This is a genomic window from uncultured Algibacter sp., from assembly GCF_947487575.1.
Taxonomy (GTDB): Bacteria; Bacteroidota; Bacteroidia; order Flavobacteriales; family Flavobacteriaceae; genus Algibacter_B.
This window is the reverse complement of sequence record NZ_CANKXG010000004.1, coordinates 133,188-158,622: the sequence shown is the minus strand read 5'-3', so window position 1 is coordinate 158,622 and position 25,435 is coordinate 133,188. Positions and strand designations below refer to the sequence as shown.

Here is a 25,435-nt window from a genome sequence, read left to right as displayed (position 1 = left end):
TAAGCACTACCTTTTAATCACAAAAACATAAACAAATTAAACCAAATTAGCTCTTGTGAACTAATTTTAGTTCAACTTGAGTACTATCAACCAAACTATTTTTTCTTTTTCTATATACCCATGCTATTTGTCCTAATTGCATAATTATTTTAATGGAATCTTTCATAGACAGTTTAGAGCCATCAGCATGAATCCAACGTTTTAAAGGCTGCTCACAAATTAATTTTGCTGCATGTTTGGTTCCAAAATGGATAGACATTCTTTTAAATATTTCAACATCAAAAATCCATTGGGTTACAAATTTCTCATCAAACGCTAAGTGAATCACATCTTTACTAAAAATTTTAGCACCGCATTGTGTGTCTTTAAAATTCATACCTAGAATTTTTCTAATAATGAAATTAACTGTCATGCTTATAATTTTCCTAGCAGACTCTTTAGTAATATTTGCGCCCATTCTACTTATTCTAGAGCCACTAACTATTTTGAAGTTAGAATTTTCGATGGTAGATACTAAATCGTCAAAATCTTTTAAGTCCGTAGATAAATCAGCATCTAAAAATCCTATGTAATCCAAATCTGATTTTTCAGCCATATGTAACATACCCAATCTTACAGCTTCGGCTTTTCCACCGTTTTTCTCACAATTGTAAACTGTAATGAAATCTTCACGTCCTTTCTGCAAATCATGTAACACTTCTAAAGTATTATCTTTACTACCATCATTTACAAAGCATAAGTGATATCCCGTATTTTTATCAATAAACTGAAGGAATTCGTCACTCAATAATCTATCTTCTTCATTATAACAAGGAATTACAACGCCAACGCAACGTTGTTGAATCATTACATCAGTTTCAATACTTGCACTTTGATTTTCAGGACTTCCAATTAATCGTTTTACACGTGCACAAATTTCATTAAGACTTAATGGTTTTTTCATGTAATCGTTAATTCCTAAATCAAAGCCCGTAGTTATTATGGCATCATCTGTATTTCCAGATAACACCATGATTGGTGTTTCTGAATTTTTAGAATTTCTAATATATTTAACGATGTCTAAACCAAAAACTCCTGGCATATTAATATCTACTATTACTAAATCTGGATTAAAGCTATTGTACTTCGAAATACCTTCGTTGGCATCAGTTTCTGCGATAACTTCGTATCCTAATTCGTTTAATCGTTTTTGTAATGGCAACAATACTAATTGTTGATCGTCGATTGCTAAAATTTTCATGATAAATAGTTTTTGTGATTATTTACATGACAAAAGTATTATGATTGCCGTAAGAAAAAGTCTATTTTAGCTTAATACGATGTTTTGTGTAGACGAATGGTAATTTACTGTAGACGATTAAGATTGAAGTAACCAAACCCATTATATATCTTTACATTGTTGAAAACAAGAACCTATTGAACCCAAAAAAATCAAATAAACATTTAATCATTGCGCTGCTTATTGGCATTGCGTTTCATGGTACTTCTATATTTTTCACCTTAGAAAGTACATATGATGCATTAATACATTTATTTTTTGCAGAACACTATGCTGGTAGCTGGTTTGAACCTTGGAGTTACAAGTGGTATACAGGCTTTACGGTAATGAGTTATCCACCACTAGTTCATCAATCTATTGCGGCTTTATCGCTTATTGGTGGTTTAAAATTTGGCTTGTTTGTGGTGGCACTTATTAGTATTGTGCTCTTTATAACTGGAGCGTATAGATTCTCATTACTTATTACAGGGAATAGAACCGTAGCAGGATATGCTGCTATTTTAGCTGTGTTATCCTCATCATTTGTAGAGACTTTACATGTGTTTGGACAATTGCCAAGTATTATTGGTATATCAGTATTAATGCACGCCTTACCAGAAATATATTTATGGCTTAAAACTGGCAAACTTAGGTATTTATGCACGTGCTTATCTTTAATTGCAGTTACTGTAACATCACACCATGTGACACCTATATTCGGGATGATATTTTTTATTTTTCCTTTAATTGGCATGGTGCTTATGGATGTTTCTAAAGAAGCGGTAGGCAACATGAAAGCCGTTACCTTTAAAGTATTCTTAAATAGCTTTTTTAAACTATTTAAACGCATTATAAGTTTTGGGTTACTATCACTAGTTATAATTGTTGGTTGTATTTTACCTTATTGGATAAACTCAAAAAACAACCCCATAACCCAAGTACCAATTCCTCATGGTTCTCGTGATAACTTTTTAGAAATCACCTCATCAGGTTTAGTATTCTTTTTAATTCCTTGGGGTGTATTACTTATCGTATTGCCTTATATTTTTTATAGATATTATAGCAAACGCTATCTCTTTTTTGGACTATCTATAACCATACTTACAGTTTTAGGTACGGGTGGCACCACGCCTATTCCGCGTTTATTTTTAGGTGAAACTGCTTTTAATATTTTAACTTTAGATAGATTTACATTGTGGGCATCTATTATGTCTATTCCGCTTTTTGGAGAATTTGTATACCGATTGTCTGAAGGTGATTTAAAAACACTAATACAAAACAAATTTGGAGCTGTTTACCACAGAATTATTGGAGGTATTCTTGCTGGTTTATTCGTTTTTATGACCATCTTCACAATGAGTCTTGGATATTTTAGGCCCTCACAACCTCAAAAAATTAAGATGTTACCTATTGTGAATTTCTTAAATCAAGATCAGCATGACCAATGGCGGTATATGACTTTAGGTTTTGGTGACCAAATGGCTTGGTTATCGGCACAAACCAAAGCTTTGAGTGTTGATGGTAATTATCATTCTGCAAGACGCTTACCAGAATTAACCACACGCCCCATTGAGCGTTTAGAAAATTCAAAATTTAAAGGTGTTGAAGGTATTGGCTCTTTACAACAATTTTTAACCACACCTGAAAAATATAATTTCAAATACATATTTTCTAACGATAAATTTTACGACCCAATTTTGTATTTCTGCGGATGGCAACGTTTGCGACAATTAGAAAACGGCATACAGGTTTGGGAAAAATTAAACGTGCCGCCATTATCCTCCATTTTACCAAAAGATGATGTTGTTAAATGGCAAAAAATACTTTGGGGCACAATACCTTTTTTAACGGTGCTTATTGCCTTCTTTTTAAACATCCATTTACTATTTGCACGTGCACTTAAAACAAGAGTAAAACATGTACCTGATTATTTAAACTTTAAAAATAACTATGCAAAATTTTCTAATGGCGTTTTAAGAACAACTCATGTTTGGTCTATAATATTGGCTATTATTTTTGGTTTCGGCATGTATCAATTCTATTTAAAAAACGAAAGTCATCATACTCCAGAAAATGCACTACTTGCCTATTATGACGCCTTAGATTTTAAACAGTATGAAAAAGCACATAGCCTTATTAATCCAGAAAGTGATTTAACCATTTCGCAATATATGTTGGAAATATCGGTAACAGATGGCCTATTAAGTTCTTACGCTAAGCTAGATGCTATAGATACCGAAATAACTACACAAACAGATACATTAGCTTCTGCCATTGTGAAAACAAAATGGATTACACCTTTAGAAAAAATAGACAAAACCTTTTATAAATCTTTAATTAAAGTAGATGGGAAATGGTTTATTGAACCAAACGCTGTAGATTTAGATTTACCACCAGACCAGTTTTACAGTAACAATACAACAGACTATTTTAACCAAGGTAGACGTCGCATTACCACAGAACAAACCCATCATGAAGATGTTTTAAAGCAACCTGTTTTAGAAATATTGCAAGCTAAATTGGTAAAACACAATAAGAGTTATGCCCTAATTGGCGAAATTCAAAATATAGATAATGTACCTGCAGACGTGGTTTTAAAAGGCACATTGTATAATGATGATAACAAAGCGCTGGCGACGTATAACGCAAAACACCAAGTAAAACATAAATTAATGCCTAAGGAAGTAAGTGCGTTTAGAATTAATTTTGAAGGTATAGCCTGGTCTAAAACCCAAGATTCTATTCCTAAAACATTTAATCCAGATGAGTTTACACCTGTTGAGTTTGAAGAACAGCCTACTAAGTTCAATTTACAAGTTGCAGGCAACGTTTCTGGGTCTGATTTATACAAACAAACAGTGTTGAGTCATTTAAAAATTTCTAAAAAAAGTATGTCAGGAGCTTTATTTAATTCTGGAATAAAAGAAATAACCATTCCGCAAGTATTGATTAGTTATTATGATGCTGACAAAACCTTGCTATGGGTAGACCATACCTTTATTAAAGAAGGCATAAGGCAACAGCGTAAGCAATATTTTGAATACACGTTTGATACAACTAAGGCATCAATTATTAATGATGATATGAAAAACTGTTATGTAAACGGATTACCAAATACTGCAATTGCTGATAAAGTATTACCTAATAGAATTAAAAACCAAACCCAATCGCAATTGCAACCTATAACCCATCCCGTTTATAGTTTTATAAAGATTGAAACAAATGCCTATTTAGGAAACCCAAATTAATGCAGATACTAAAAACATATATAACTATTATTTTGCTAACAGCATATACCTTTGCCTATGGTTTAGCAAAAGAAACCTATACACTTATCACCTCTAAAACTGAATATGTTGCAGGGAGCAATATTGTATTAGAATTTAGCACAACAACAAACACAACACCTTTACTTTATGTAAGTAACAGCTTTGGCTCTACAGTTATAACGCCTTCTAATACTCTAGATAAGTTAAGTTATCCTATTCCTGAAACTATAACTAATAAGTCTGGTATTGTATATTGGCGTTTGCTGACTAAAACAGAGGAATTACAAGGGCAATTCAACATTATACCGCAGCAAAACGTTACTACTATTCAGACGTATTTAGGGCCACCGAGTATAGCCGCTGGTGGAACAGATTTTAGCATGCTTGTTGCTATTCCTATAGATATTTATGATAATCCATTGGCAGAAAACACCAAAGTTGCTGTAAAACATCAGTTTTTAGATACGCAACAAATAGATACGATCAGTATTAAAAACAGCATTAGTTATAAAAATATTTTTTCACCATTAAAAACAGGTAGAATGCTAATGGGTTCATCATGTTTAGGTTTCGATTCAAAAGAATACACCGTTAATATTATGCCTACAACACCTATTGATTTTGAAATCAGTTACCAAAGGCATCATGAGTTCGCAGATGGCAACCAAATAACAACCTTATCGACTTCAATTATAAAAGATGAATTTCAAAATATAGCTAGTGATGGTACTTATGTAGAATTTTTTCTTACAACAGCTAATCAAAATATTTTAAAAACATCTGGTACAACTATAAATGGTATCGTGACTGCTAGAATAATTCATCCTGACCATGCTGATAAATGGTTCATTCAAGCCTTTATTGAAGGTATGGCTAAAAGCAATAAAATTAATATTGAATACAAAGCTGTAATTTCAGATTTTGACATAGAACTTTCTAACGCTAATCGTAAAATTACGGTAGGCCCATTAAAAAGTTTCATGAATCAAATGATTCCGGATGGTTTACAAGTCACGCTTCAAATTTATAGAAGCAATACAATTGTAGAAACACTACGAAAAACAAGTGCTGATGGTTATGTACAATTTGAATTAAAACCAAATCAATTTCCAAAAGGCAATTATTCTATTACGGTACAAGCAGCTGGTATTAGTAAATCTGTAAAAAACATCACACTTTAATGGGGATTAATAAAAACATATTGCGTGGGGTTTTAGTATTGTCGTATATAGTCATAACAGCGATACTTATATTAGGCATTGGCAGCATCTATTCTTACCTCAATACAGGTGCAGACCGCAGTAACATGCTACACACTGAGATAAAAAAAATAGAGCAATACTTACCAAAAATAGAATGGGCGCCTATACATAATGAAGGTCGCGCTATGGATTCACAAACTTTAGCCACAATTGAAACCGATTATTTAGATGCTTGGTACGTTAAGCATATTGCTTATAAAACCAATACCACCAAAGGTATTGATGATTATTATACCGAAAATGCACGACAATCTATTTTTGATATTATATCGAAAAACAAAGCAGACAGTATTTATATTGATGGCACGACTCTAGAGCATCATCTTAATTTAGATTTTTTTAGTGAAGATGGGCAACTTGCCGTACTTACAGATAGTAATGTTATAGAATATAAACGCGTATATAAAAATGATTTGCTAGTTTTAGAAACCAAAGAACAATCTACCTATAGAATTATTCTGCTTTTAGAAGATGGGTTTTGGCGCATTAGGCATTTAATAAAACAACAGAGTGTGCCTTATGTGAGTTCTGACAAAAAAGTACCAAAACAGGTTTCAAATATTAGAGGTATAAATTATTATCCGCAGGCCACGCCTTGGGATATGTATGGTGATGGTTTTGATGAAACAATTATTAATGCAGATTTCAACATAATAAAAAATGCAGGATTAAATACCATTAGAATTTTTGTACCGTATGACGATTTTGATAAAGCCAACATCAATCCTAAAAAATTAGAAAAACTTAACACTGTACTCGATTTGGCGCAAACGCATCAGCTAAAAGTTATGGTAACGCTTTTTGATTTTTATGGTGATTATAGTGTTATTAATTGGTCACTTAACCAACATCATGTGCTTGGTATTGTTTCGGCATTACAACATCATGATGCGCTTTTTGCTTGGGATATTAAAAATGAACCTAATTTAGATTTTGATTCTCGTGGAAAAACACTTGTAACTGCGTGGTTAAAGGAAATGATAGCTACAGTTAAATCGGTAGACACCATTCATCCTGTAACTATCGGATGGTCCAATGCTGCCAGCGCTACGCTGTTGACAAACCAATTAGATTTTGTAAGCTTTCATTACTATGATGATTTAAGTGATTTGGATACTACATTTAAAACGCTTAAAACTGAATTACCAAATACAACTATAGCTATTACCGAATTTGGAATGTCGTCAAATAAAGGATTATGGCATCCACTAGGAAATTCAGAAGACAATCAAGCTGAGTATTATAAAGACGCTCAAAAGATTTTTAAAGCGAATAATATCTCGTTTATGTCTTGGACACTTTACGACTTTACTGAAATACCAAAGGAAGTCGTTGGACGACTTCCTTGGAGAAAACAGACTCAAGAGCATTTTGGGTTTATCGACCAAAACGGAGAGACTAAGCCTGCTTTTAAATATATTTCTAAAGAATAATTTCTTGCGGTTGCGATGCTACTTTAGGTAATTTGCTATCAACAATACCTTTAAACGTATTGATATACATATCTGCAATTCTAGACATCGGATACGCTGTAGCTGCTTTGTAATTAGCTTTTTCAAGTGAAACACGATACGCATTATCTTCTAATATTTTCTGTAATGCTACAGCTAAACTACTAGGGCTTTCGGCATCAAAAAACTCACCTCTATACCCTTCATCTTGTACTAACAGTGCTAAATCTCCTAAATCTGGCATCACTACGGCTTTACCATAACTTCCTGCTTGGTGCAACACACCAGAACTTCCTGTGGTAGATGTATATGGGAAAACTACAACTGCACTTTCATTAAATATCTTAGGAACATCTTCTTCGGCTACATAACCTGTAAACGTAATCCCTTCTACATGACTGTATTGTTCTCTAACGGCATCTAAATATCCAGGTGTATTAGGATTATCTGTTCCAGCTATAACAATTTCAAGATTTAAATCTGAAACATTTCTAAGCATTTCAACAGCTTCAATCATACCTTCTACTTTTTTATAGGTTCCAAATTTTCCAAAAGTCATAATTTTAAATGGCTCTAAAGGAATATCATAATTTGGTTCTTCAAGAATTTCAAACGTGCCATGAGGTATTAATTTCACATTAGTCGCATTATATTTTTTACTTAAAATATCAACGTATTTCTGCATGGTTACTGCAACCGTATCAGCTTGTAGAATAAGTCTTGTAAGTGTGCTCCCAATAAATCCATACAATTTTTGCATGATTTTATTATTAGTAAAACCAGCACTTCCTAAATCTACTTCTTCAAGTATATTGTGCAATAACACAATGTTTGGTATCTTTTTTAGCTTACAAACTAGTGGCAACATTAAACCTAAAGCAGCAGCTACTTTTTTATCGCCAAACTTCATAAACTGCAAATTGAATAATACAGCATCTGGTTTTTCTTGATTGATAGCCTTTGTAACGTTTATAATATTTAAATAGCTATTAAATGTCCAACATTCTTTTATTGTAATTTTGCATCCATCTTCTGTAAAGTTGATGTCTTTTTTTCCTTCAGTAGTATCTGTAAGTAACACCAATTCTGTAATATGCTCTTTTTGTCTGAAGTGTTTTACTAAATGATATGCATATTCATTTAAAGTAACTTTACTTGGAGGATATGCTGTAACGATTGCTAATTTCATAATGATTTGGTTTTAAATATTTTTAATAATAACACTACAAATATCCAGCTTAGTAGAGACTAAAGCTGGTGTTTTTAGATAGTTGGAATTTTACTGTAGACGAATGGCAAATTACCTTAGATTAAGCTAATTTTAGTGGAGCATTGTTGTCTTATATGAAATATTTCAATAGTATTCATTTTCTAGAAAACTATTGTTCTTTTATTTATATGGCTTAGCCATTTCGAAAACGCAAAGCATATGCAACAATAAATCGCATCAATTTTGAAGAAAAGGTTTTATTATACCTTTTTTGAAGACTTAGAATCCAGCTTAAAAAACACAATCTGAATGACTAAAAGCAACACCATAGCAATAATTTGCATATGGACTACTTGCTCTAAACTGTCATGAAAAAAGACCACCAATACCATTTGAAGCATCCCAAATACACCCGAAATAATGACTGGCACATATTTATCCAAAGACAGATAGTAATACGCGAAAATATTAGATATCGCGAACATAGAAGTAGCGATAGCATACTGCCATAACAAAGGCGCCATAGCGATATAACTTTCTCCAAACAAAATATTAATAATAAGCTCTGGAAAACTCAAACAAACCAAAATAATTGTGATAGATATTGCTGCAATGTAACCGATGTATTTAAATAGTATTGATGCGGTTTCTTTACCATCTTTTTTGAGTTGTACAACAGTTGGTAGTAGTAACATTACAAACATCCATGCGATAAAATAAACAATACGACCTATTAAAGCTAAAGACGCGTATAATCCAGCTTCGTAAGATTCAAAATAATGCTTCACTAATAGAATATCACTATTATTAATAATGATTTGCGTTAATTCATAAAATGCAGTTATGATGAAAAAATGTTTAATGGGTTTTGAATGTTCTTCTGGAAGTGCTACTATTTTTTTAAACGACACATGTTCAGACTTAAAAGGAAAAAGTCCAAATACAAAAGATGCCAAAATACCAATGGCAATAACTACTGAAGATTGGATATTAAAAATCAAGATTAATCCTAAAGTGATAATTAATCGGCTTAACATTTCAGATTGATACGTAATCGATAAATGCTTAAATGCTTTTTTGCCTTGAAATACGCCCCTATTCACACTCATTAAAAAATACAAAGGCACACCAAAACCAAACACAACAAACATATTTGATGACGAGGTGTTAAACACCGATTGTAATTCTGAAGCAAAAACAACAATGAGTAATCCCATTAAAATCCCAACTAAAAGTGCATTTTTATAAACTTTTGCTATAAAGCTTTTAAAAATTTGATGCTCAAAAAGTACCGAGAATTTTGCAGTTACTAATTGAAACGTCATAGCTGCAAACGATAATACTAATAAAAATGTAATGAGTACAGCAGCATCTGCAAATTCAGCTGGACCAAGTAGCCTGCCAAGAATAAGATTATATAAATAATTACCGCCATTAACAGCTAAAACACTTAACATGAATAGCTGTTCTGGCGTAATTTTTTTTAGTAAGGTTTTAGCAGTCATAATCATTTCTAAAAATACCTTTTAAACTAGTTTTGTTAAATAAACTTGTAATACGCTTATTGTTTTTTCCTAGAACAAAGAGCGTCTTACTTCGTCTTGTGGCTTTATTAGTTAAAAACTGCATAACTTTCAAAGCACTGTCATCAAATTTTCTCACTTTTTTTAAGCATATCACTATTTCATAATACTTATCCAATAAGTTACTGAAATATAGAGCTGCTTCATTTGTGTTGGTAGTTGTAAAATCACCATGTATTTCATAAACACCTTTATTATTTACTATCTGGAAATCCATCATAACATAAATTTAGGGTGATACAATTAGGCTACATTACTTACATACAAATCGTCATACACTTCTTTGCACCCTGTTCCAACAATATAAACTCTTTTATTTATTGCCATACAATCTGCATATAAAGATCGCATTGCCTTCATTCCACTAGAATCAATTTCTGTTACATGCTCTATATCAATAACCAACTCTTCAACATCTTTCATACCTAAGCTGATATGCTTTTTGAAGTTTGCAGCTGTAATAGCATTAATGATTCCTGATACTGAAAAAATTTCTTTGTTTTGTGTGATTTTGAGTGCCATAAGTTTAAAGTTTAATTTGTTAATATAAGTTTGGGGTAATAAGTTAATCTGGGTCAAATATCTAGGAAAAAGCATTAAGCGTTTCTCCTATTTCGTCCAGTTGTACATAGCTGTAGATGAATGGTTAAAACATAGAGACTAAGCTCCTACAGCTTTAAAAGTGTTAAGGTACATATCTGCTATATCCGACATAGGGTGTGCCGTTGCAGCTTTATAATTGATTTGTCCTAACTTAACTTTATAATCATTATTAGTTACAATACTCTCAATAGCTTTGGCTAAACTATCCACAGATTTAGGATCAAAAAACTCACCTTGATAGCCTTCGTCTTTAACTAAAAGAGCTAAATCTCCCAAATCTGGCATAATCACTGCCTTACCATAACTTCCTGCTTGATGTAAAACACCAGAACTTCCTGTAGTAGACGTATACGGAAAAACAACAACTGTACTTTCATTAAACAATACAGGAACTTCGTTTTCTTCAACATAACCCGTAAAGCGAATTTGCGGTACATCTTTATAGGTTTCTTTTACCTTAGCTAGATACCCAGGAACATTAGGATTATCTGTGCCGGCAATAACAACCTCTAAGTTTAAATCAGTCGATTTTCTTACTTTTTCCACAGCTTCAATCATCGCTTCCACCTTTTTATAAGTACCAAACTTCCCAAAAGCCATTATTTGCATGGGGTCTGATGGTGTTATGTAATTAGGCTCTTTAGGAATTTCAAATGTGCCGTGTGGTATCAGCTTCACATTCTTTACGTTGTATTTATTCTCTAATATAGTAACATACTTTTGCATGGTCACAGCCACAACATCTGCTTTAAGAATTAACTTGGTTAGCGTGGTACCAATAAAACTGTATAACTTTGTTAAAACTTTATTTGTTGTAAAACCAGCGCTTCCTAAATCTACTTCCTCTAAAATATTATGCAACAGCACGATATTTGGTATCTTTTTCAGCTTACATACATAAGGTAGCATTAGCCCTAAAGCCGCAGCAACTTTTTTATCACCAAATTTCATAAACTGTAAATTAAACAATACGGCATCGGGTTTTGTTACATTTATAGCTTTTGTAACGCTCACTATATTTTTGTAACTATTAAAAGACCAACATTCTTTTATGGTAATTTTACAACCAGCTTCAGTAAAGTTGATATCTTTTTCGGCTTTGGTATAATCGCACAATAAAATTAATTCTGAAACTTCTTGTTTTTGCCTAAAATGCTTTACTAAATGGTAAGCATATTCGTTAAGAGTTACTTTACTTGGTGGGTAGGCTGTTACAATGGCTAACTTCATAATATGGTTGGTTTGGGGTTAAAATAATCTTCGTTCTAATTGCTAAAAACTGACACGAAAACGAACAAATATACCATTTGTCGATAAAAAATACAAAAAAATAATACATTTCTTTCAAAAAAAAGTTATATTTACAACATCTAAGGTCAAAAAATTGAACTTAAAATTGATATAGCAACCCCAAAAACCTACCAACATGATAAAAATTTTAGCCATTGATGATCAGCAATTAATTCTGTTATCATTAGAAAAACATTTAACCGATTTAGGTTTTAGCATCAAATGTGCTAGTACAGGAGAAGAAGGCTTAGCACTATTTGATTCCTATAAACCCGACATTGTAATTGTAGACATAAATATGGATGGCATGTCTGGTTTAGATGTTGTTAAACATATAAGAATCGAAAAAAAATCTCAAGTAAAAATATTAGTGCTTTCAGGAAATACCAGTGAAGATACTATTATTGATGGTTTTGATTTAGGTATTGATGATTATATGAAAAAACCCGTATCATTAAACGAAGTTACCGTAAGAATTTCTAGAATATTTGGTATTAAAATAGATAAACTTCAAAACAAAGACACCAAAGACCAAATGCTTCAAAAACGCTGTGTTGGTGTAGTAATACCTTGTTATAATGAAGAAGAGCGTTTATTAAGTAAAGAGTTTATTGATTTTGTAGACAGTAACTTGGGCTACCATTTGTGTTTTGTAAATGATGGTAGTACCGACAAAACACTAGAAGTTTTAAATAACCTAAAAAAAGATAGAGAAACTAATATTAGTGTATACAACTGCGAAAAAAACGGCGGAAAAGCTGAGGCTGTGAGGCAAGGTGTTTTACATTTAGCCAAAGATCCGCAATTGGATTATATAGGCTATTTAGATGCCGATTTATCCACCGATTTTAGAGATTTTGATGATTTGGTTAAAACTATTGAAACTTCAGATTTTAAAATTGTAAGTGGTTCTAGAATGAGCCGGATGGGTGCAGATATTACCAAAGAATCTGCCAGAAAAATTATTAGTAAAACCATAAACCTTATTATAAGAACGATATTAGGGATGCCGTTTAACGATACCCAATGTGGTGCAAAAATTATGGATAAGGATATTGTAAAACACATGTTTAATGATAAGTTTATAAGTGCTTGGATTTTTGATGTTGAGATTTTTATACGCATGCGAAAGCATTACGGAAAGAAAAAAGCCATTTCATACATCTGTGAACAACCTTTAAAACGATGGATACATGCAGATGGTTCTAAACTGTCTATGAAAGATTCTATTAAAATTGTAGGGCAGCTTGGGCAAATTGCATTACACTATAAATAAAAAGTATAAACTTTGCCTTTTTAAGTAACTCCATTTAAAATTGGCTAAACATTTTTTGGGTTAGCACATGCGGTGATTAACCTAACATTTTACTTATATACAATGAATAGCAATTACATATCGGTAAGTGGCAAATTACTGTAGATGAATGAAACAGGTTTTGGTTTTAACTTGCAGTATCACAAAAACAACATAATGAGTACTAAATTTTATAGCGCAATAATCGCCTTTTTCATTACTACTTTAGCATATACACAAAACATGCAAGAAGGATTTACCTATTTAGAAACTGGAAAATATGCAGAAGCCGAATCGTTTTTTGAAACCGTATTAAAGGAGTATCCAAAAAATAAAACCGCTAAGTTGTGTTATGGAAGAGCTGTTGGTTTATTAGGTAATTCTGAAAAAGCCGTGGGTATCTTTACTAACTTATTAAACACCTATCCAAACGATTTTGAAATTAAATTAAACTATGCAGAATCTTTACTTTGGAATAAAAACTACATAGATGCAAAATCGTTTTACGAAAACTTAATTAAAGAAGATGATAAAAGTTTCCCTGCGCTTTTAGGTTATGCCAATACCCTATCTAACTTAAAATTATATCCTGATGCTTTGGTTTATGTGAATAAAGCGTTAGAGGTTTCTCCAGGAAATCAAAATGCTTTAACCTCTAAAAAATATATCTATTTGGGCTATGCGTATCAAAATCAACAAGCTCAAAATTATGATGAAGCGGAGCGCCTTTTAAAAGACAACTTAGCCCTTTTTAAAGATGATAAGGACACGCTTTTAAATTTAGCCAACCTCTATGTAATTGCAGGCAAATTTGATAATGCCGAAACCACGTACAACACCATAGCCAACACTCCAGAAAACAAAACACTAGCATTAAATGGATTAGCCTTAGTAAAACATTTAAAAAGCAAAGACAAAGCCGCTTTAAACATTAGTAAGGACGCGTATAACACGATTTCAAACTTAAATGATGCAACGCTAATACAACACACCAAAGAACGTTACATACAAGCGCTTATTTGGAATAAAAACTATAAAGCGGCTCAAGTTTTAATAGATGAATTATATGAAGCGCAACCCAACGAAAATTGGATTTTAGCCTTACGCGCTACTTTAAATATTTATAAAAGTGATTTTAAAAAGAGTGTTGCTGACTACAACCGTATTTTAGAAAATGATAGCACCTCTTTTGATGGTAATTTAGGAAAAGCAAATGCCTTAAAAGCTTTAGGGAAATATGATGACGCCTACCAATCTGCAGAAAACACCTTAAAATTTTACGACAAGCAAAAAGATGCCACCAATTTTATTACAAGCTTAAACACGAGTTTTACACCATTTTGGGAAACTAAAGCCTCCTACTCTTTTGATAATGGCGATAACAAAGCCTTTGCAGTACAAACTAATATTGAATTTCCAACCTCAACAAAATTTAAATGGTTGGCGCGTTATGGTTATAGAACCACAACCAATAAAGTTACTAATTTTGATGCCACATCAAACGATTTTTCATTGGGTTTAGCTTACCAACTGTTACCAAACATAACCTTTACAGGAACTGCTGGCGTAACAGCAGCTAAAGCAAATACGAACGATTATACGCAATTGGTAACCGATTTATCCTTTAACATCAAACCCTTTAAATTACAAGTTTTAGATATTGGGTATAAAAGCGACGTACAAAGTTTTAATGCCGAATTATTAAACAGAGAAATCGTGATGAATAACTTGTACGCCAATTATAACCTAAGTACCAATTTTAATTTAGGTTGGTTTACACAGTATTTTTACACCTGGCAAAACGATGATAATGCTAGAAACTTATTATTTACCTCGCTTTACTATAACATACTTGCAAAACCTGCCTTAAAAGCGGGTTTAAACTACCAATACATTACGTTTAAAAACCAAGTACCAACCATTTATTTTAGCCCAAAACAGTTTAATGCTGGCGAAGTATTTGTAAACATTATAAAAGATGAAGCCATTACAAAACCTAAGGCGTGGTTTTACGAGTTAACTGCAGCTACAGGTTTGCAATATATTGAAGACGATAGCAGCCAAAGCACCTACCGCATACAAGGAAAATTAGGCTACAAGTTTACAGAACGTGCGTTGTTAAACCTGTATGGCACCCGAAGTAATATTGCCTCTGCTACAGCAGCTGGTTTTACGCTTAATGAAATTGGGGTACGATTTAAGTGGTATTTGAGTGGCGTTCCTGGGTTTAGGAGGTAAATGTAAACGGTTAGTATATGAAAAGTAGGGCGGTTGATAAGCACTTACTTTCGGTTTTGCACATAGCCATATTTTTTATTTTATTTTTATCTTTTCGTTATCTAAAATACAAATTAAAAATATGGCGGACTTAGTAGAAAAACACTAGCCTTTGTTTAAGCACTTTCGCCCTATTTTTTATATACATTGTTGGCATTTCGTTTTTTATTCAATATCTCTTAATGTGTCTAACCAAAGTTTAATTTCTTCAAATCCATTTCTTTGATTAATTCTATCAATATTCATTTTTTCAACTGCCTGAGTGTTTAATAATTTTTTCACTCTTGATTCTTTTCTTTTTTGCATAGATGCTTCTAAATCATCCCAGACTTTTTCTTCTGACGTTTCATATAGTGCTTTAGCAACTGTTTTAGGAACATCCATTTCATCCGTTATTTCTGGAACTGTCATTATTGTTCCATTTTGTGCGTAGGCTTCTTCTATAGCTTCTTTAGTTAAGAAGTTTTCAAGTTCCGTTTTTGTTGTGTTAAACGCTTTTTTTGAAGGGTTTCCTTCATCGTTTATTCGAGTAACGTATGCTCTATATTCCAAAATGTCGTTGTCGTAAATATGAACTTCTGGTTTCCCTAGTCCATTTAAATATTTGTTATCTATGTAGAATTTTAAACTAGAGCCACCTGAAATAATAATACCTATTTCAAAATTGTCTTCCAATTTAATTATTGAATCATCATTTTGATTTAATATTCGACTATATATTTTTAAAGCATTTATATCGTGGTTTCCTTCTACAAAAAGTAAAGAACGAACAGAATCTTTAGGATTAGGTAAGACACCTAAAGTTTTAATTATTTTATTTAAAGTCTCTTCGTTAAATATTCCTGTTTCCGAATTTTTACCATAATCTACATTAATTCCGTGTTCATTCTTGTAGATATATGTCAAAGAGTTAATTGGTATTTCTTTGACTAAATTAGAACTATGAGTTGTAAATAGAACTTGAATATTATCTTGTTCGCTAAGTTCTTTTAATGAGTTTATTAAAATTAACTGATGATTTGGGTGCTGAGAAGTTTCAGGTTCTTCAATTGCATAAATAATACCTGGTGAATTATTTTCGAGTTTCTTTTTCTCTGCTTGTGCTTGAAAAAAGGCCAGTAACACAAGTCTTTTTACACCACTTCCTCTTTTGTTTAAAGGAATGTCATTTTCATTGAGTAAAGTCAAGTCAAAAATCCTGTCCCAAGTAGGAACCTTATTGAAATCAGATTTCATTTTTTCAGCTAGACTTTCATCAATTTCTCTTAATTTTTCTAAAGTTTGCTCTGCAACTTCTGTAGATTTTTCTTTAACTTCTTTCTCAATTTCTAAGAGCAACTGTTGAATCCTCGGTACTGCAAGAGATTCTTTTATTGCGTGTTTCATTGGGTCTTGTACATCTTTATCTTTGTCATCTATTGTTTTATCGACTTTGAATAAAGAAAAGATTGGTAAAAAGGTTTTGAGTTTTGACCACAACGTTTTTAGATTATTATCAGAATCTAAGCTACCATCTACTTTAAGTTCGGTAAGTTGTTTTTCACTTTCAACAGCTTCTCTAATCGCTTTTCTTAAAGGTGGATTTTTAGTTTTTTTAATGCCTTCTAAATTTGCTCCAACTTCTTCTGCTAGATTTTTTAAAGGTGTATTTTTAAGACTAAGAATGTTAATTAGTTTTTCGTGAGTAGGATGTTCAGCAATTAGATATGTTGCTTTTGAAATAGTTTTCCCGACTTTGAAAGCTTTTTTAATTTCGAGATGACCTTGTTGGTTTAAGATATTTTCTTCTTTTGGACTTGTTTCAACAGATGAGTCTAGAATTATTATCTTAGGTATTTCGTCAAATAAACAAGTTATTTCGATGATGGTATTTTCACAATCGGTACTTAAATCTCCTTTATCAATATTATCATTAAAAAAGCAATCTAATGCCTCAAGAATTGTTGATTTTCCGATATCATTTTTTCCTATTATACAGGTAAGGTCGTCAATTTTTATTTTGACTTCATCTTTATAACATCTGAAATTTTTTAATCGTAATTCTATTAGTCTCATAGGTTATTTTAAATGAATGCCAACTCGTTTATATGCGGAACTTTATAAGCCTATACCTCTGTTTTGGTTAGCTATACAAAAGTTTAATACATATAAAGTTTTATTAATCTGCCAGAAAAATACTAAACAATACCATAAAAACCTATAATTTTCTTACTTAATACAATATACAAATAGTTGTCCTAAACCCGCGTTAGGGTTTACAGTTGTATGCTTTTGTTTTATGGTGTAGTACTTACTCAAATGTAATACCTCCTATCGTTGACATGACTAACGTTGTTTTGTTTACACGCCTTTGTCATTTCACAGAGCGAAGCATGAGCGACGAGAAATCTCATTATTTTAATAACCCACTGTATTTGCTTACTCAAATGTAATACCTCCTATCGCCGACATGACTAATCGCTTTTTAATTTATGTTGCTTAGTCATTTCGAACTTATGTGAGAAATCGCATTATTTTTGTTAACCCAACATGCTTATTCTTATGCGATGTATCAATCGTGCCTCATTTCGACATGACTAACACAAATTTGTTTAACATTCCTTGTCATTTCGACAGAGCGATTCCGATAGTTATCGGAAGAGCGACGATAAATCGCATTATAATAAAAATGATTAATTAAAAATTTTTGAAACTCAATTTTTATAGATTCCTGCCTTCGCAGGAATGACAGAACATTATATTTTAGTAATTGGCTTTGGCGGATGAACCCGCGTTAGGGATTGTAGCGGCATCCTTTTTTTTTGTGAAAGACCTAAATTAGTGTAGAACTATTATTATACAGATTGCCACGTTGCTCACTCCTCGCAATGACGTAAAAAAAGATATAGCAGAAAGCCCGACCCTTGTGGTAACGCCCTAATTATTTTAAAAGTCGAACAATAAAAAAAAGCGAAAAACTTTCGTTTTTCGCTCAAACCACTTATGTTAATTTGCTATTAATTAATCTAAGAGTAGTTTTAGGGTTTGATACTGGTTTTGGCTACTTACAATTTTGCAGAAATACATGCCTGAACTTAATTGTCCTCTTTTTAGTGGCAGGTTATTTTCTCCGCGGTTAACGGAATAGTCTATTTCTTTTACTAAGGCGCCCATTTGGTTGTACATTTTTAGGGTTACCGTTTCGTGAACTTTTGCGTTAAACAATATGGTGGTGTTTGAGCGCATTGGGTTTGGTGATGCCAATAGGGTTTCGCCTTGATTTTCTGTTATATCGCTTACTGATAGCGCTTCGGTGTTTGCAAAATGTACTTGCTGTAGCGTCATTGTTTTGGTTTGTGTTTCGCCATTATCGGCTAGCATGGTGTACACTATTGAGGTAACATCATGGGCTTGTAACGGTGTACCGTTTGTTGATCTGAAATCTGAAAACATAAGGTTGTATTCTGTAATGGCATCTGTTAAATTAATGCTGGTTTTATACTGTGCTTCCCAATTGCTGATGCCTTCTTTTACCAAGCGTACTATTAACGTACCTGTACCTTTTGCTTCTAATTTTAGGCTGTTAAATTCTGATAAATCTATTGGGTTAAATTTTGGCGTTAAGGCACGATAGGTAGCTACATAATTGTTTGTTGTGGCTTCTAGGGTGATGTCGCGCTCTACGGCATATACGTCTTCATTAAATGTTGTGGTATTTGGTGCCACATCAAAACGTGTTACATTGGCTTGTGCATCGTCGTAGCCCCAGGGACCGTCTGATAGGAATAAATCGTCTGGTGTGTTAACGCCATCGCCTATTCTAAACCCTACATCAAATAAACTTCCTGCATCTACTTCTACATTTGAAATGTAATGCTCATCTAATGTTATATTAGTTGATACCATTTCTACAGTCTCTGTTTCGGTTGTTCTTAGTCCGCCATCAAATACTACACTTGTAGTTTTGTTAGTGTTTACAATTTGTAAGTCTAACTTACCGTTACGGTATTTCCCTGATTTAACAAATACAGTTGGTGCCGCAGAATTGTTATAACTTGTTACTGGTTTTTGAATGTCTAATAACGTTACCACTTCTTCGCCTAGTTTTACTAAATCGTCTAAAGAATTAGACCAGATTTGGAAATTGTAAAAGCCTACATTTTCTTGGTATTTATCTAAATTCCAGTGACTTTCTATCGCAAAATTGGTATCGTTATCTATGGCTTTGGCTGAAAAACTTAGTACAAACTCTAAGCTGCCATCTATATTGCGTATTAATGCTTTTATAAATTGTTGTTCTTTAATTTCTATAGTGGATACTGATACTAATTCTGCTCCTAATAACCTATCGCAGATGTACTTGGTGTGTTCGTATACGCCATTGTCTGTTTTTAGTAATAAAATTGAGGCTATGGCTTCGTTATGCTTCATATAATCTACTGAATAGACTTCTTTTGCATTGGTAATACCTATTAAATCTGTTGGAGAAGATTCTATGGCTTCGTCTTCGTTTACAACTTCTAACGGAATGAAATCTGATAATTGAAAGCCGTTGCCTTTTCCTGAGACCGTTTTACCGTATGTGGCAGACTTTTTAAAGCGTTTTGCTGTTGCTTTATCAAAATTGTAATTGCGTTTTACACGATTAAAATTACGTTTGTTGATTAATTCTGATAGTCTGTTATTACTCTCTAACCCTCCTTCGTTTGCACTTGATGATATTGAAGTTTCAATTACAGGACACCCTGCGTAACCTGAACATGATGGGTCTTCACAATCGATTAAACCATCGCCATCATCATCAATACCATTATCACAAATTTCTTGTGGTACTGGTGCTGTAGGACAACGTGCGCCATCGTTTTGAGAACTTGATGGCCCAAAAGCAAATAAATTAGATTCCATATCGGCTGCACTGTTTACATCTTGCACATTTTGAATGACATATATAGTTCCTGTTTGGTTAGCAGATACATAAAAACGACCAGAAGCATCAAAATAAACGGCACCGTATGTGTAATTTAATCCTGATAAAATTGGTACTTCACCTAAACTTTTAATGGTACCTGTTTCAGCATTAATTCTATATAATATGTTTGTTTTCTTTTCTACAGTATATAATTGCCCGTCTACAGCGTTAAATGCCCAATCGTGAATACTTATGTTTAGAGGCAAGTCTAAAGTAGCTTTGTGTTGCCCATAGTTTTCTGATTCTGGATCTAAATCTATAGCATAATACGTTGTACCACCACCTTTAAGGTAATACACCCCATTTGCACTTACATCGCCTATATAGCGACCATTAGTTGGTAATTCATCTACATAAAAAATAAGTGTAGAAAAATCTTTTCCTATGCGTACAATAGATTTTGATGGAAAACTTAATGAACCCCAGATATAACCATCTGCTGGATTATAAGCAGCTGCATTTATAGTGCCTTGTGTTACATCTTTAGCTACTTGGTACGAATTTCCAGAAGCTAAATCGATAGCATATACATCGTTATATTGAAATAAGTAGGCGTTATAATCGCAGTTAAATGGCGTATCTTGTCCGTAAACTGCGCTAGTGATAAATAATAACAGTATTAATTTTTTCATGGGTTCTTTGTTTTACACTACAAATGTAGGTTGGTTGGTAAGGGGGTTTTGTTGTTTTTCGTTAGATGAAAGTTTACTGTAGACGAATGGCTAAATGGTTAAGTTTAAATTGAAATGTATGATATTTTATATAACACAATGTTAATGTACGAAAAAGATTATTTATAATGTTGTAATTACTTTTTATTAGTTGAATTACATAATATTTTAACAGTTGAAACATGAAGTTTACCGATGAAGTGCAACTTTATTACTACTATTTGAGATTAATGCGGCATTACTATTGTTGTAGAACGTCTATGCCATATGGGTCTTAGTGCAATTAGGTAGCTAGAATTGGTATATGATAGTATTCAAATAATTAAAAGGATTTATTTTGGCTGAATGGAAGTAAGATAAGTTGACATATCTTTATTAAGATTCGTGTTGTCATGTCGAAAAGAGATACGATTGAGACATCGCATTTGTGTGATATAAAACCTAATAACAATATACATGATGAGATTTCTCCCAACGTCGAAAAGACTATGAATAGTTAATTAATATACGTTAGTCATGTCGAAATGAGGCACGATTGAGACATCTCATTTAATTGATATATAACAAAATAACATTATTCAAAATGCAATTTTTCCTAACGTCGAAATGACTTAAAATACTTCATTATTAAGTGTTTCCCATTTTGGATTAAAATCTGAAATCAATTTATTCTTCTTTTCCCGCCTCCACTTTTTTAATTCTTTTTCTCTTGCAATACCTTGTTTTGGAAATTCAAACGTTTCATAATATACCAGATAAACACAACCGTACTTACCTGCAAATGATTTTTTAGCATTTTGAGAATCAAAATAATGTTGTGCTAGTCTATTTTGAATATTATTAGTAAAGCCTATGTATAAAGTTGTTCTGTATTTATTGGTTATGATGTAAACGAAATATTTGTTTTCCATACTAAAATAATTATTTCTTACTCGAATGTGATTTCTCCTGACGTCGAAATGACTATGAAACATTAGTCATGTCGAAATGAGGCACGATTGAGACACCTCATTCGAGTAAGTATCTGTTGATTGGCGTAAAAACATTTGATTTCTCGTCGCGCATACTTCGTTCTGTCAAATGACAAGATGTGTTTAAAGCAAGTTTAATCGCTTCATTAATTCTGGTCGGTTAGAACGACTTACAGGAATAACATCTTTTTTAATAAGCACGCTATTATCCTCAATATCAATGATTTTTTGGACATTAATAACGTATGAGCGATGAATTTTCAAGAATAAATCATTAGGCAATTTTTCTTCTATTTTCTTTAACGTAGAATGTACTGTGTAATTCTTATCCTCTGTTTTTACATATATGTAATCGCCTTTAGCTTCAATTAAGTATATACTTGGAATATCTATTTTTATCAAACGTCTATCAATATTCACATACAAATCATTACCAGAAGTAGTTTCTACTTTATCATTTTCAGTAGTGTTTGAAGTTGTTGCTGCAAAAGATTCAGCTTTTTTAATCGCTTTTTCAAATCGTGGTAATGCAATAGGTTTTACTAAATAATCTACAATACAATCGTACTCAAACGCCTCAATAGCAAATTGAGCATCAGAAGTTGTGAGTATGATTTTAGGTGGGTTTTTTAAGGTTTGAATAAAATCGAAACCTGTAAAATCGGGCATATGAATATCCAGAAAAATTAAATCCACTTCATGTTGATTTAAATATTTTATTGCTTGTAGTGCATTAGGAAACTCTTCTAAAATATTTAAACTTGGAATGTTTGAACACAACTGAATGATAATTGCTCTAGCTGTAGCTTCATCATCTATGATAATACAATTCATTAAAGTGGCTTTATAACGTCTCTAAATAGTCTGTTATATTTTGAAGAATCTCATTAAATGTTTCATAACCAGAAATATTACTTTCTTTTAGGTTATCTTCAAAATCTTCAGCTATTTTATAACTTTCTTCGAGCCCTAAAATACTAATTTTATGTTTAAGTTTGTGGACGTTTTCTGCGGTTTTCTTAAATTTTTTTCCTTCAAAATTTTTAAGGTACACTTCCTTTTCTTCTGGAAATTCTTTTTTTACAATAGCAATCAACTTATTTTTAAAAGCATCATCCCCTCCAGACAATTCGTTTATATAGGATAAATTAGGTTGTTCCATCTTTTATTTTTTTAATGTAAAATGAAAGGTTGTGCCTTTTTCAATTTCAGATTTTACCCAAATGTCACCACCATAAAGATTTACTATTTTTTTGACAATAGATAAGCCTATACCTGAAGATTCAGGATTATTTTCTAGCTTTTGAAATGTTTTAAATATCTTATCAAAATAGTTATTATCGATACCTTTACCATTATCTTTAATAGAGAATTCCCAAAACTTAATGTCATCTTTAACACCTATTTCAATCAGCCCTTCCGACTTATCATTATACTTTATAGCGTTATCTATAAGATTTTGAAAAAGTTGTTGCAATCTAAATTTATCGCCTTTTACTACTGGCAATTTATTAGCTTTTTCAAAAGTAATATGTTGTGGCACCAACATAGTAGACATAATATTATCTACTAGCTTATCAATATCAACCTCATAGAATTCAGTTTGATTTTTATTAATGGTAGAATAATCTAAAATACCGCTTATAAGCGTATCCATTTTTTCAACATTATTTCTAATAAGTGTTAAACTTTCACGTCCATTCTCGTCTAGCTTTTCTTTATAGTCTTCACTTATCCAAGCTGTTAAAGCATCAATACTTCGCAAAGGCGATTTTAAATCGTGAGACACCATGTGTGCATAATCACTTAGTTCTTGATTTTGATGTCCTAACTCTTCTAAAAGTTTTTCACGCTGTTTATTAATCTTTACAATTTCTTTGGTTTGATTATCTATAAAATCTACAAGTTTAGAACCATCTAAATCTACATTATCTAAATTTTTATGATCTGGTAATTCGTAAAACTTAAGGGTTTCAATAACGTGTTTAAGCTTATCAATTACTTCCTTTTGCGCAATCGCTTCTTGTTTTAACTGCTCATTAGCAATAAACAATTCTTCTGAACTGATAGACATGGCGCGTTGTTGCATCACATACTGTTCATCAAAATTAGTATATGAACGGTTTATTGCATCTAAAAACGCAGTTAAACCCTCAGAAGATACTTGTTCTTCAGATAAATATTTTCGTATTTGACGTTTTAGTAATGAATTCATTATTCGCTTATTAGCGTTATAGTCATGGTTTGGTTGTGCAACTGGCAATTATTTTCACCATGAAAGGGTGCAATCTCGCCATAGGAATAAAAACCACATATTGTAGTTTCATTCCCTACCACAGCAACTACTTCTTCAATTTCTTCTTCTACACGCTGATCTAAAACTAATTTTCTACCAATACAACTAACTAATATAGCCAATTGTGGTTTTGTGCTTCTTAATTCTAAAGCTTGTCTAGCAGCACGTTCAGATGCATTTGCTATGTTATCAACATTAGTCATCATTAACTGTACTTTAGAATTTTCTGGAATATCGCCAGCTAAAATCATGGTATTATCAGCTTCATCTATGTTAAGTATGGTTCGCACAAAAGATTGTTTTTCTTCCGTAGATTTCACATTTAAAGGATACAACAATGCTGCAGCTGGTAATTCTTTAGATTTTTCACCAAGGTATTTTTTATACAAGTCCAATGCTGGTTGATTATCTAACTCATAAAGTACGTTGGATTCTGATTTGGTAACCACACGTTCTGGACCAAACGGTGTCCATCCACCATGAATTGAAAATGAAGCCTCAAACGATTCACCATAAAACCCTATAGCTATAATTTCGCCTGGTTTTGGATTCTCATTATAGCCTGCTAAAGTTTTTTCAAATCGAGCTGCATCACCACATAATCCTCCTGTAATTAACACATTATTACTTGTAGAGGTGTTCATCCCTTTAGTAAGTTCACTTCCATTTATAAAGCTGCCTTCTGATAATACAAAAACATATTTTAGCCCTTCCTCTGGAAATTGCTTTAATAAATCTACACCCGTTTTATGACTGTCTAAATCTGAATTTAAAACGTTACTCGTTTTAATTAAAAACTCTGTTTTTTCAAATTCTATGGCAGTAATCGTTATACTATCATCATCAACTGCATCTGAAGTAATATCGCCACTTGTAGAACCCAAAACGATATCCCCATCTGGAAACAAAGTTTTCACTTCTTCAAAAATAGTATCATTTTCTAACAAGTACCTGTTTCCTAAAACCAAAACCAAGGGTTTAGATAATGGTTGCTTTGGTGACAAATATTCCCAATCACTTTCCTTATGTTTTTTTAATTGTACTATTTTCAT

General features: G+C 32.4%; 18 protein-coding genes. 5 read left to right on the top strand and 13 right to left on the bottom strand.

What is annotated here, in order from left to right; translation table 11 throughout:
• Window positions 1-46: 46 nt before the first annotated feature.
• Window positions 47-1,240: a response regulator gene (locus Q0870_RS05595; protein WP_298553155.1), complete on the bottom strand. Its 1,194-nt coding sequence runs from the start codon at window positions 1,238-1,240 to the stop codon at window positions 47-49.
• Window positions 1,241-1,416: 176 nt separating this feature from the next.
• Here Q0870_RS05595 and Q0870_RS05590 point away from each other — a divergent pair, with 176 nt between their 5' ends.
• From Q0870_RS05590 to Q0870_RS05580, 3 genes are read left to right on the top strand one after another with little or no spacing between them, the layout of a single operon-like run.
• Window positions 1,417-4,506 (top strand): hypothetical protein, encoded by a 3,090-nt coding sequence (locus tag Q0870_RS05590; protein ID WP_298553141.1) that lies wholly within the window; start codon window positions 1,417-1,419, stop codon window positions 4,504-4,506.
• Window positions 4,506-5,708 (top strand): hypothetical protein, encoded by a 1,203-nt coding sequence (locus tag Q0870_RS05585; protein ID WP_298553130.1) that lies wholly within the window; start codon window positions 4,506-4,508, stop codon window positions 5,706-5,708. Before Q0870_RS05590 ends, Q0870_RS05585 begins: the two co-directional genes overlap by 1 nt.
• A complete protein-coding gene (locus tag Q0870_RS05580) occupies window positions 5,708-7,222 on the top strand; it encodes a cellulase family glycosylhydrolase (RefSeq protein WP_298553122.1) in 1,515 nt (504 codons plus the stop codon). The genes Q0870_RS05585 and Q0870_RS05580 overlap by 1 nt, the downstream gene beginning before the upstream one ends.
• Here Q0870_RS05580 and Q0870_RS05575 read toward each other — a convergent pair.
• From Q0870_RS05575 to Q0870_RS05555, 5 genes are all read right to left on the bottom strand, one after another.
• Complete coding sequence (locus tag Q0870_RS05575) at window positions 7,212-8,429, bottom strand: glycosyltransferase (protein WP_298553109.1); 1,218 nt, start codon at window positions 8,427-8,429, stop codon at window positions 7,212-7,214. The two genes, Q0870_RS05580 and Q0870_RS05575, sit on opposite strands and share 11 nt — an antisense overlap.
• Window positions 8,430-8,710: 281 nt before the next feature.
• Window positions 8,711-9,955 carry an oligosaccharide flippase family protein gene (locus Q0870_RS05570; protein ID WP_298553091.1) on the bottom strand — a complete coding sequence of 415 codons (1,245 nt, stop codon included), beginning with the start codon at window positions 9,953-9,955 and terminating at the stop codon, window positions 8,711-8,713.
• Window positions 9,945-10,253 carry an STAS domain-containing protein gene (locus Q0870_RS05565; RefSeq protein ID WP_298342995.1) on the bottom strand — a complete coding sequence of 103 codons (309 nt, stop codon included), beginning with the start codon at window positions 10,251-10,253 and terminating at the stop codon, window positions 9,945-9,947. The genes Q0870_RS05570 and Q0870_RS05565 overlap by 11 nt, the downstream gene beginning before the upstream one ends.
• Before the next feature lie 23 nt (window positions 10,254-10,276).
• On the bottom strand, window positions 10,277-10,555 hold the full coding sequence (locus Q0870_RS05560) for an STAS domain-containing protein (protein ID WP_298342999.1): 279 nt from the start codon (window positions 10,553-10,555) through the stop codon (window positions 10,277-10,279).
• Between the two features lie 138 nt (window positions 10,556-10,693).
• Complete coding sequence (locus Q0870_RS05555; RefSeq protein ID WP_298553075.1) at window positions 10,694-11,866, bottom strand: glycosyltransferase; 1,173 nt, start codon at window positions 11,864-11,866, stop codon at window positions 10,694-10,696.
• A 199-nt stretch (window positions 11,867-12,065) separates the two neighbouring features.
• Between Q0870_RS05555 and Q0870_RS05550 the strand changes: the two genes are divergently transcribed.
• Window positions 12,066-13,202: a response regulator gene (locus Q0870_RS05550; protein WP_298553448.1), complete on the top strand. Its 1,137-nt coding sequence runs from the start codon at window positions 12,066-12,068 to the stop codon at window positions 13,200-13,202.
• Window positions 13,203-13,397: 195 nt separating this feature from the next.
• Complete coding sequence (locus tag Q0870_RS05545; protein ID WP_298553061.1) at window positions 13,398-15,458, top strand: tetratricopeptide repeat protein; 2,061 nt, start codon at window positions 13,398-13,400, stop codon at window positions 15,456-15,458.
• A 204-nt stretch (window positions 15,459-15,662) separates the two neighbouring features.
• Here Q0870_RS05545 and Q0870_RS05540 read toward each other — a convergent pair whose 3' ends face one another.
• The 7 genes from Q0870_RS05540 to Q0870_RS05510 form a co-directional block, all read right to left on the bottom strand.
• Window positions 15,663-17,552, bottom strand: a complete 1,890-nt coding sequence (locus Q0870_RS05540) for an ATP-binding protein (protein WP_298553049.1) — start codon at window positions 17,550-17,552, stop codon at window positions 15,663-15,665.
• 945 nt (window positions 17,553-18,497) lie between these two features.
• Entirely contained in the window at window positions 18,498-21,077 is a 2,580-nt protein-coding gene (locus Q0870_RS05535) for a T9SS type A sorting domain-containing protein (protein ID WP_298553034.1), read from the bottom strand.
• Window positions 21,078-21,727: 650 nt separating this feature from the next.
• Window positions 21,728-22,027, bottom strand: coding sequence for a GIY-YIG nuclease family protein (locus Q0870_RS05530; RefSeq protein WP_298343034.1), 300 nt, complete (start codon window positions 22,025-22,027; stop codon window positions 21,728-21,730).
• 183 nt (window positions 22,028-22,210) lie between these two features.
• Window positions 22,211-22,921 carry a LytTR family DNA-binding domain-containing protein gene (locus tag Q0870_RS05525; protein ID WP_298553007.1) on the bottom strand — a complete coding sequence of 237 codons (711 nt, stop codon included), beginning with the start codon at window positions 22,919-22,921 and terminating at the stop codon, window positions 22,211-22,213.
• A gap of 10 nt (window positions 22,922-22,931) precedes the next feature.
• The gene (locus tag Q0870_RS05520; protein ID WP_298552999.1) at window positions 22,932-23,249 is read right to left on the bottom strand and encodes an Hpt domain-containing protein; all 318 of its coding nucleotides are present in this window, start codon (window positions 23,247-23,249) and stop codon (window positions 22,932-22,934) included.
• Window positions 23,250-23,252: 3 nt separating this feature from the next.
• On the bottom strand, window positions 23,253-24,302 hold the full coding sequence (locus tag Q0870_RS05515) for an ATP-binding protein (RefSeq protein WP_298552990.1): 1,050 nt from the start codon (window positions 24,300-24,302) through the stop codon (window positions 23,253-23,255).
• Window positions 24,302-25,435 (bottom strand): FIST N-terminal domain-containing protein, encoded by a 1,134-nt coding sequence (locus Q0870_RS05510; protein ID WP_298552986.1) that lies wholly within the window; start codon window positions 25,433-25,435, stop codon window positions 24,302-24,304. The genes Q0870_RS05515 and Q0870_RS05510 overlap by 1 nt, the downstream gene beginning before the upstream one ends.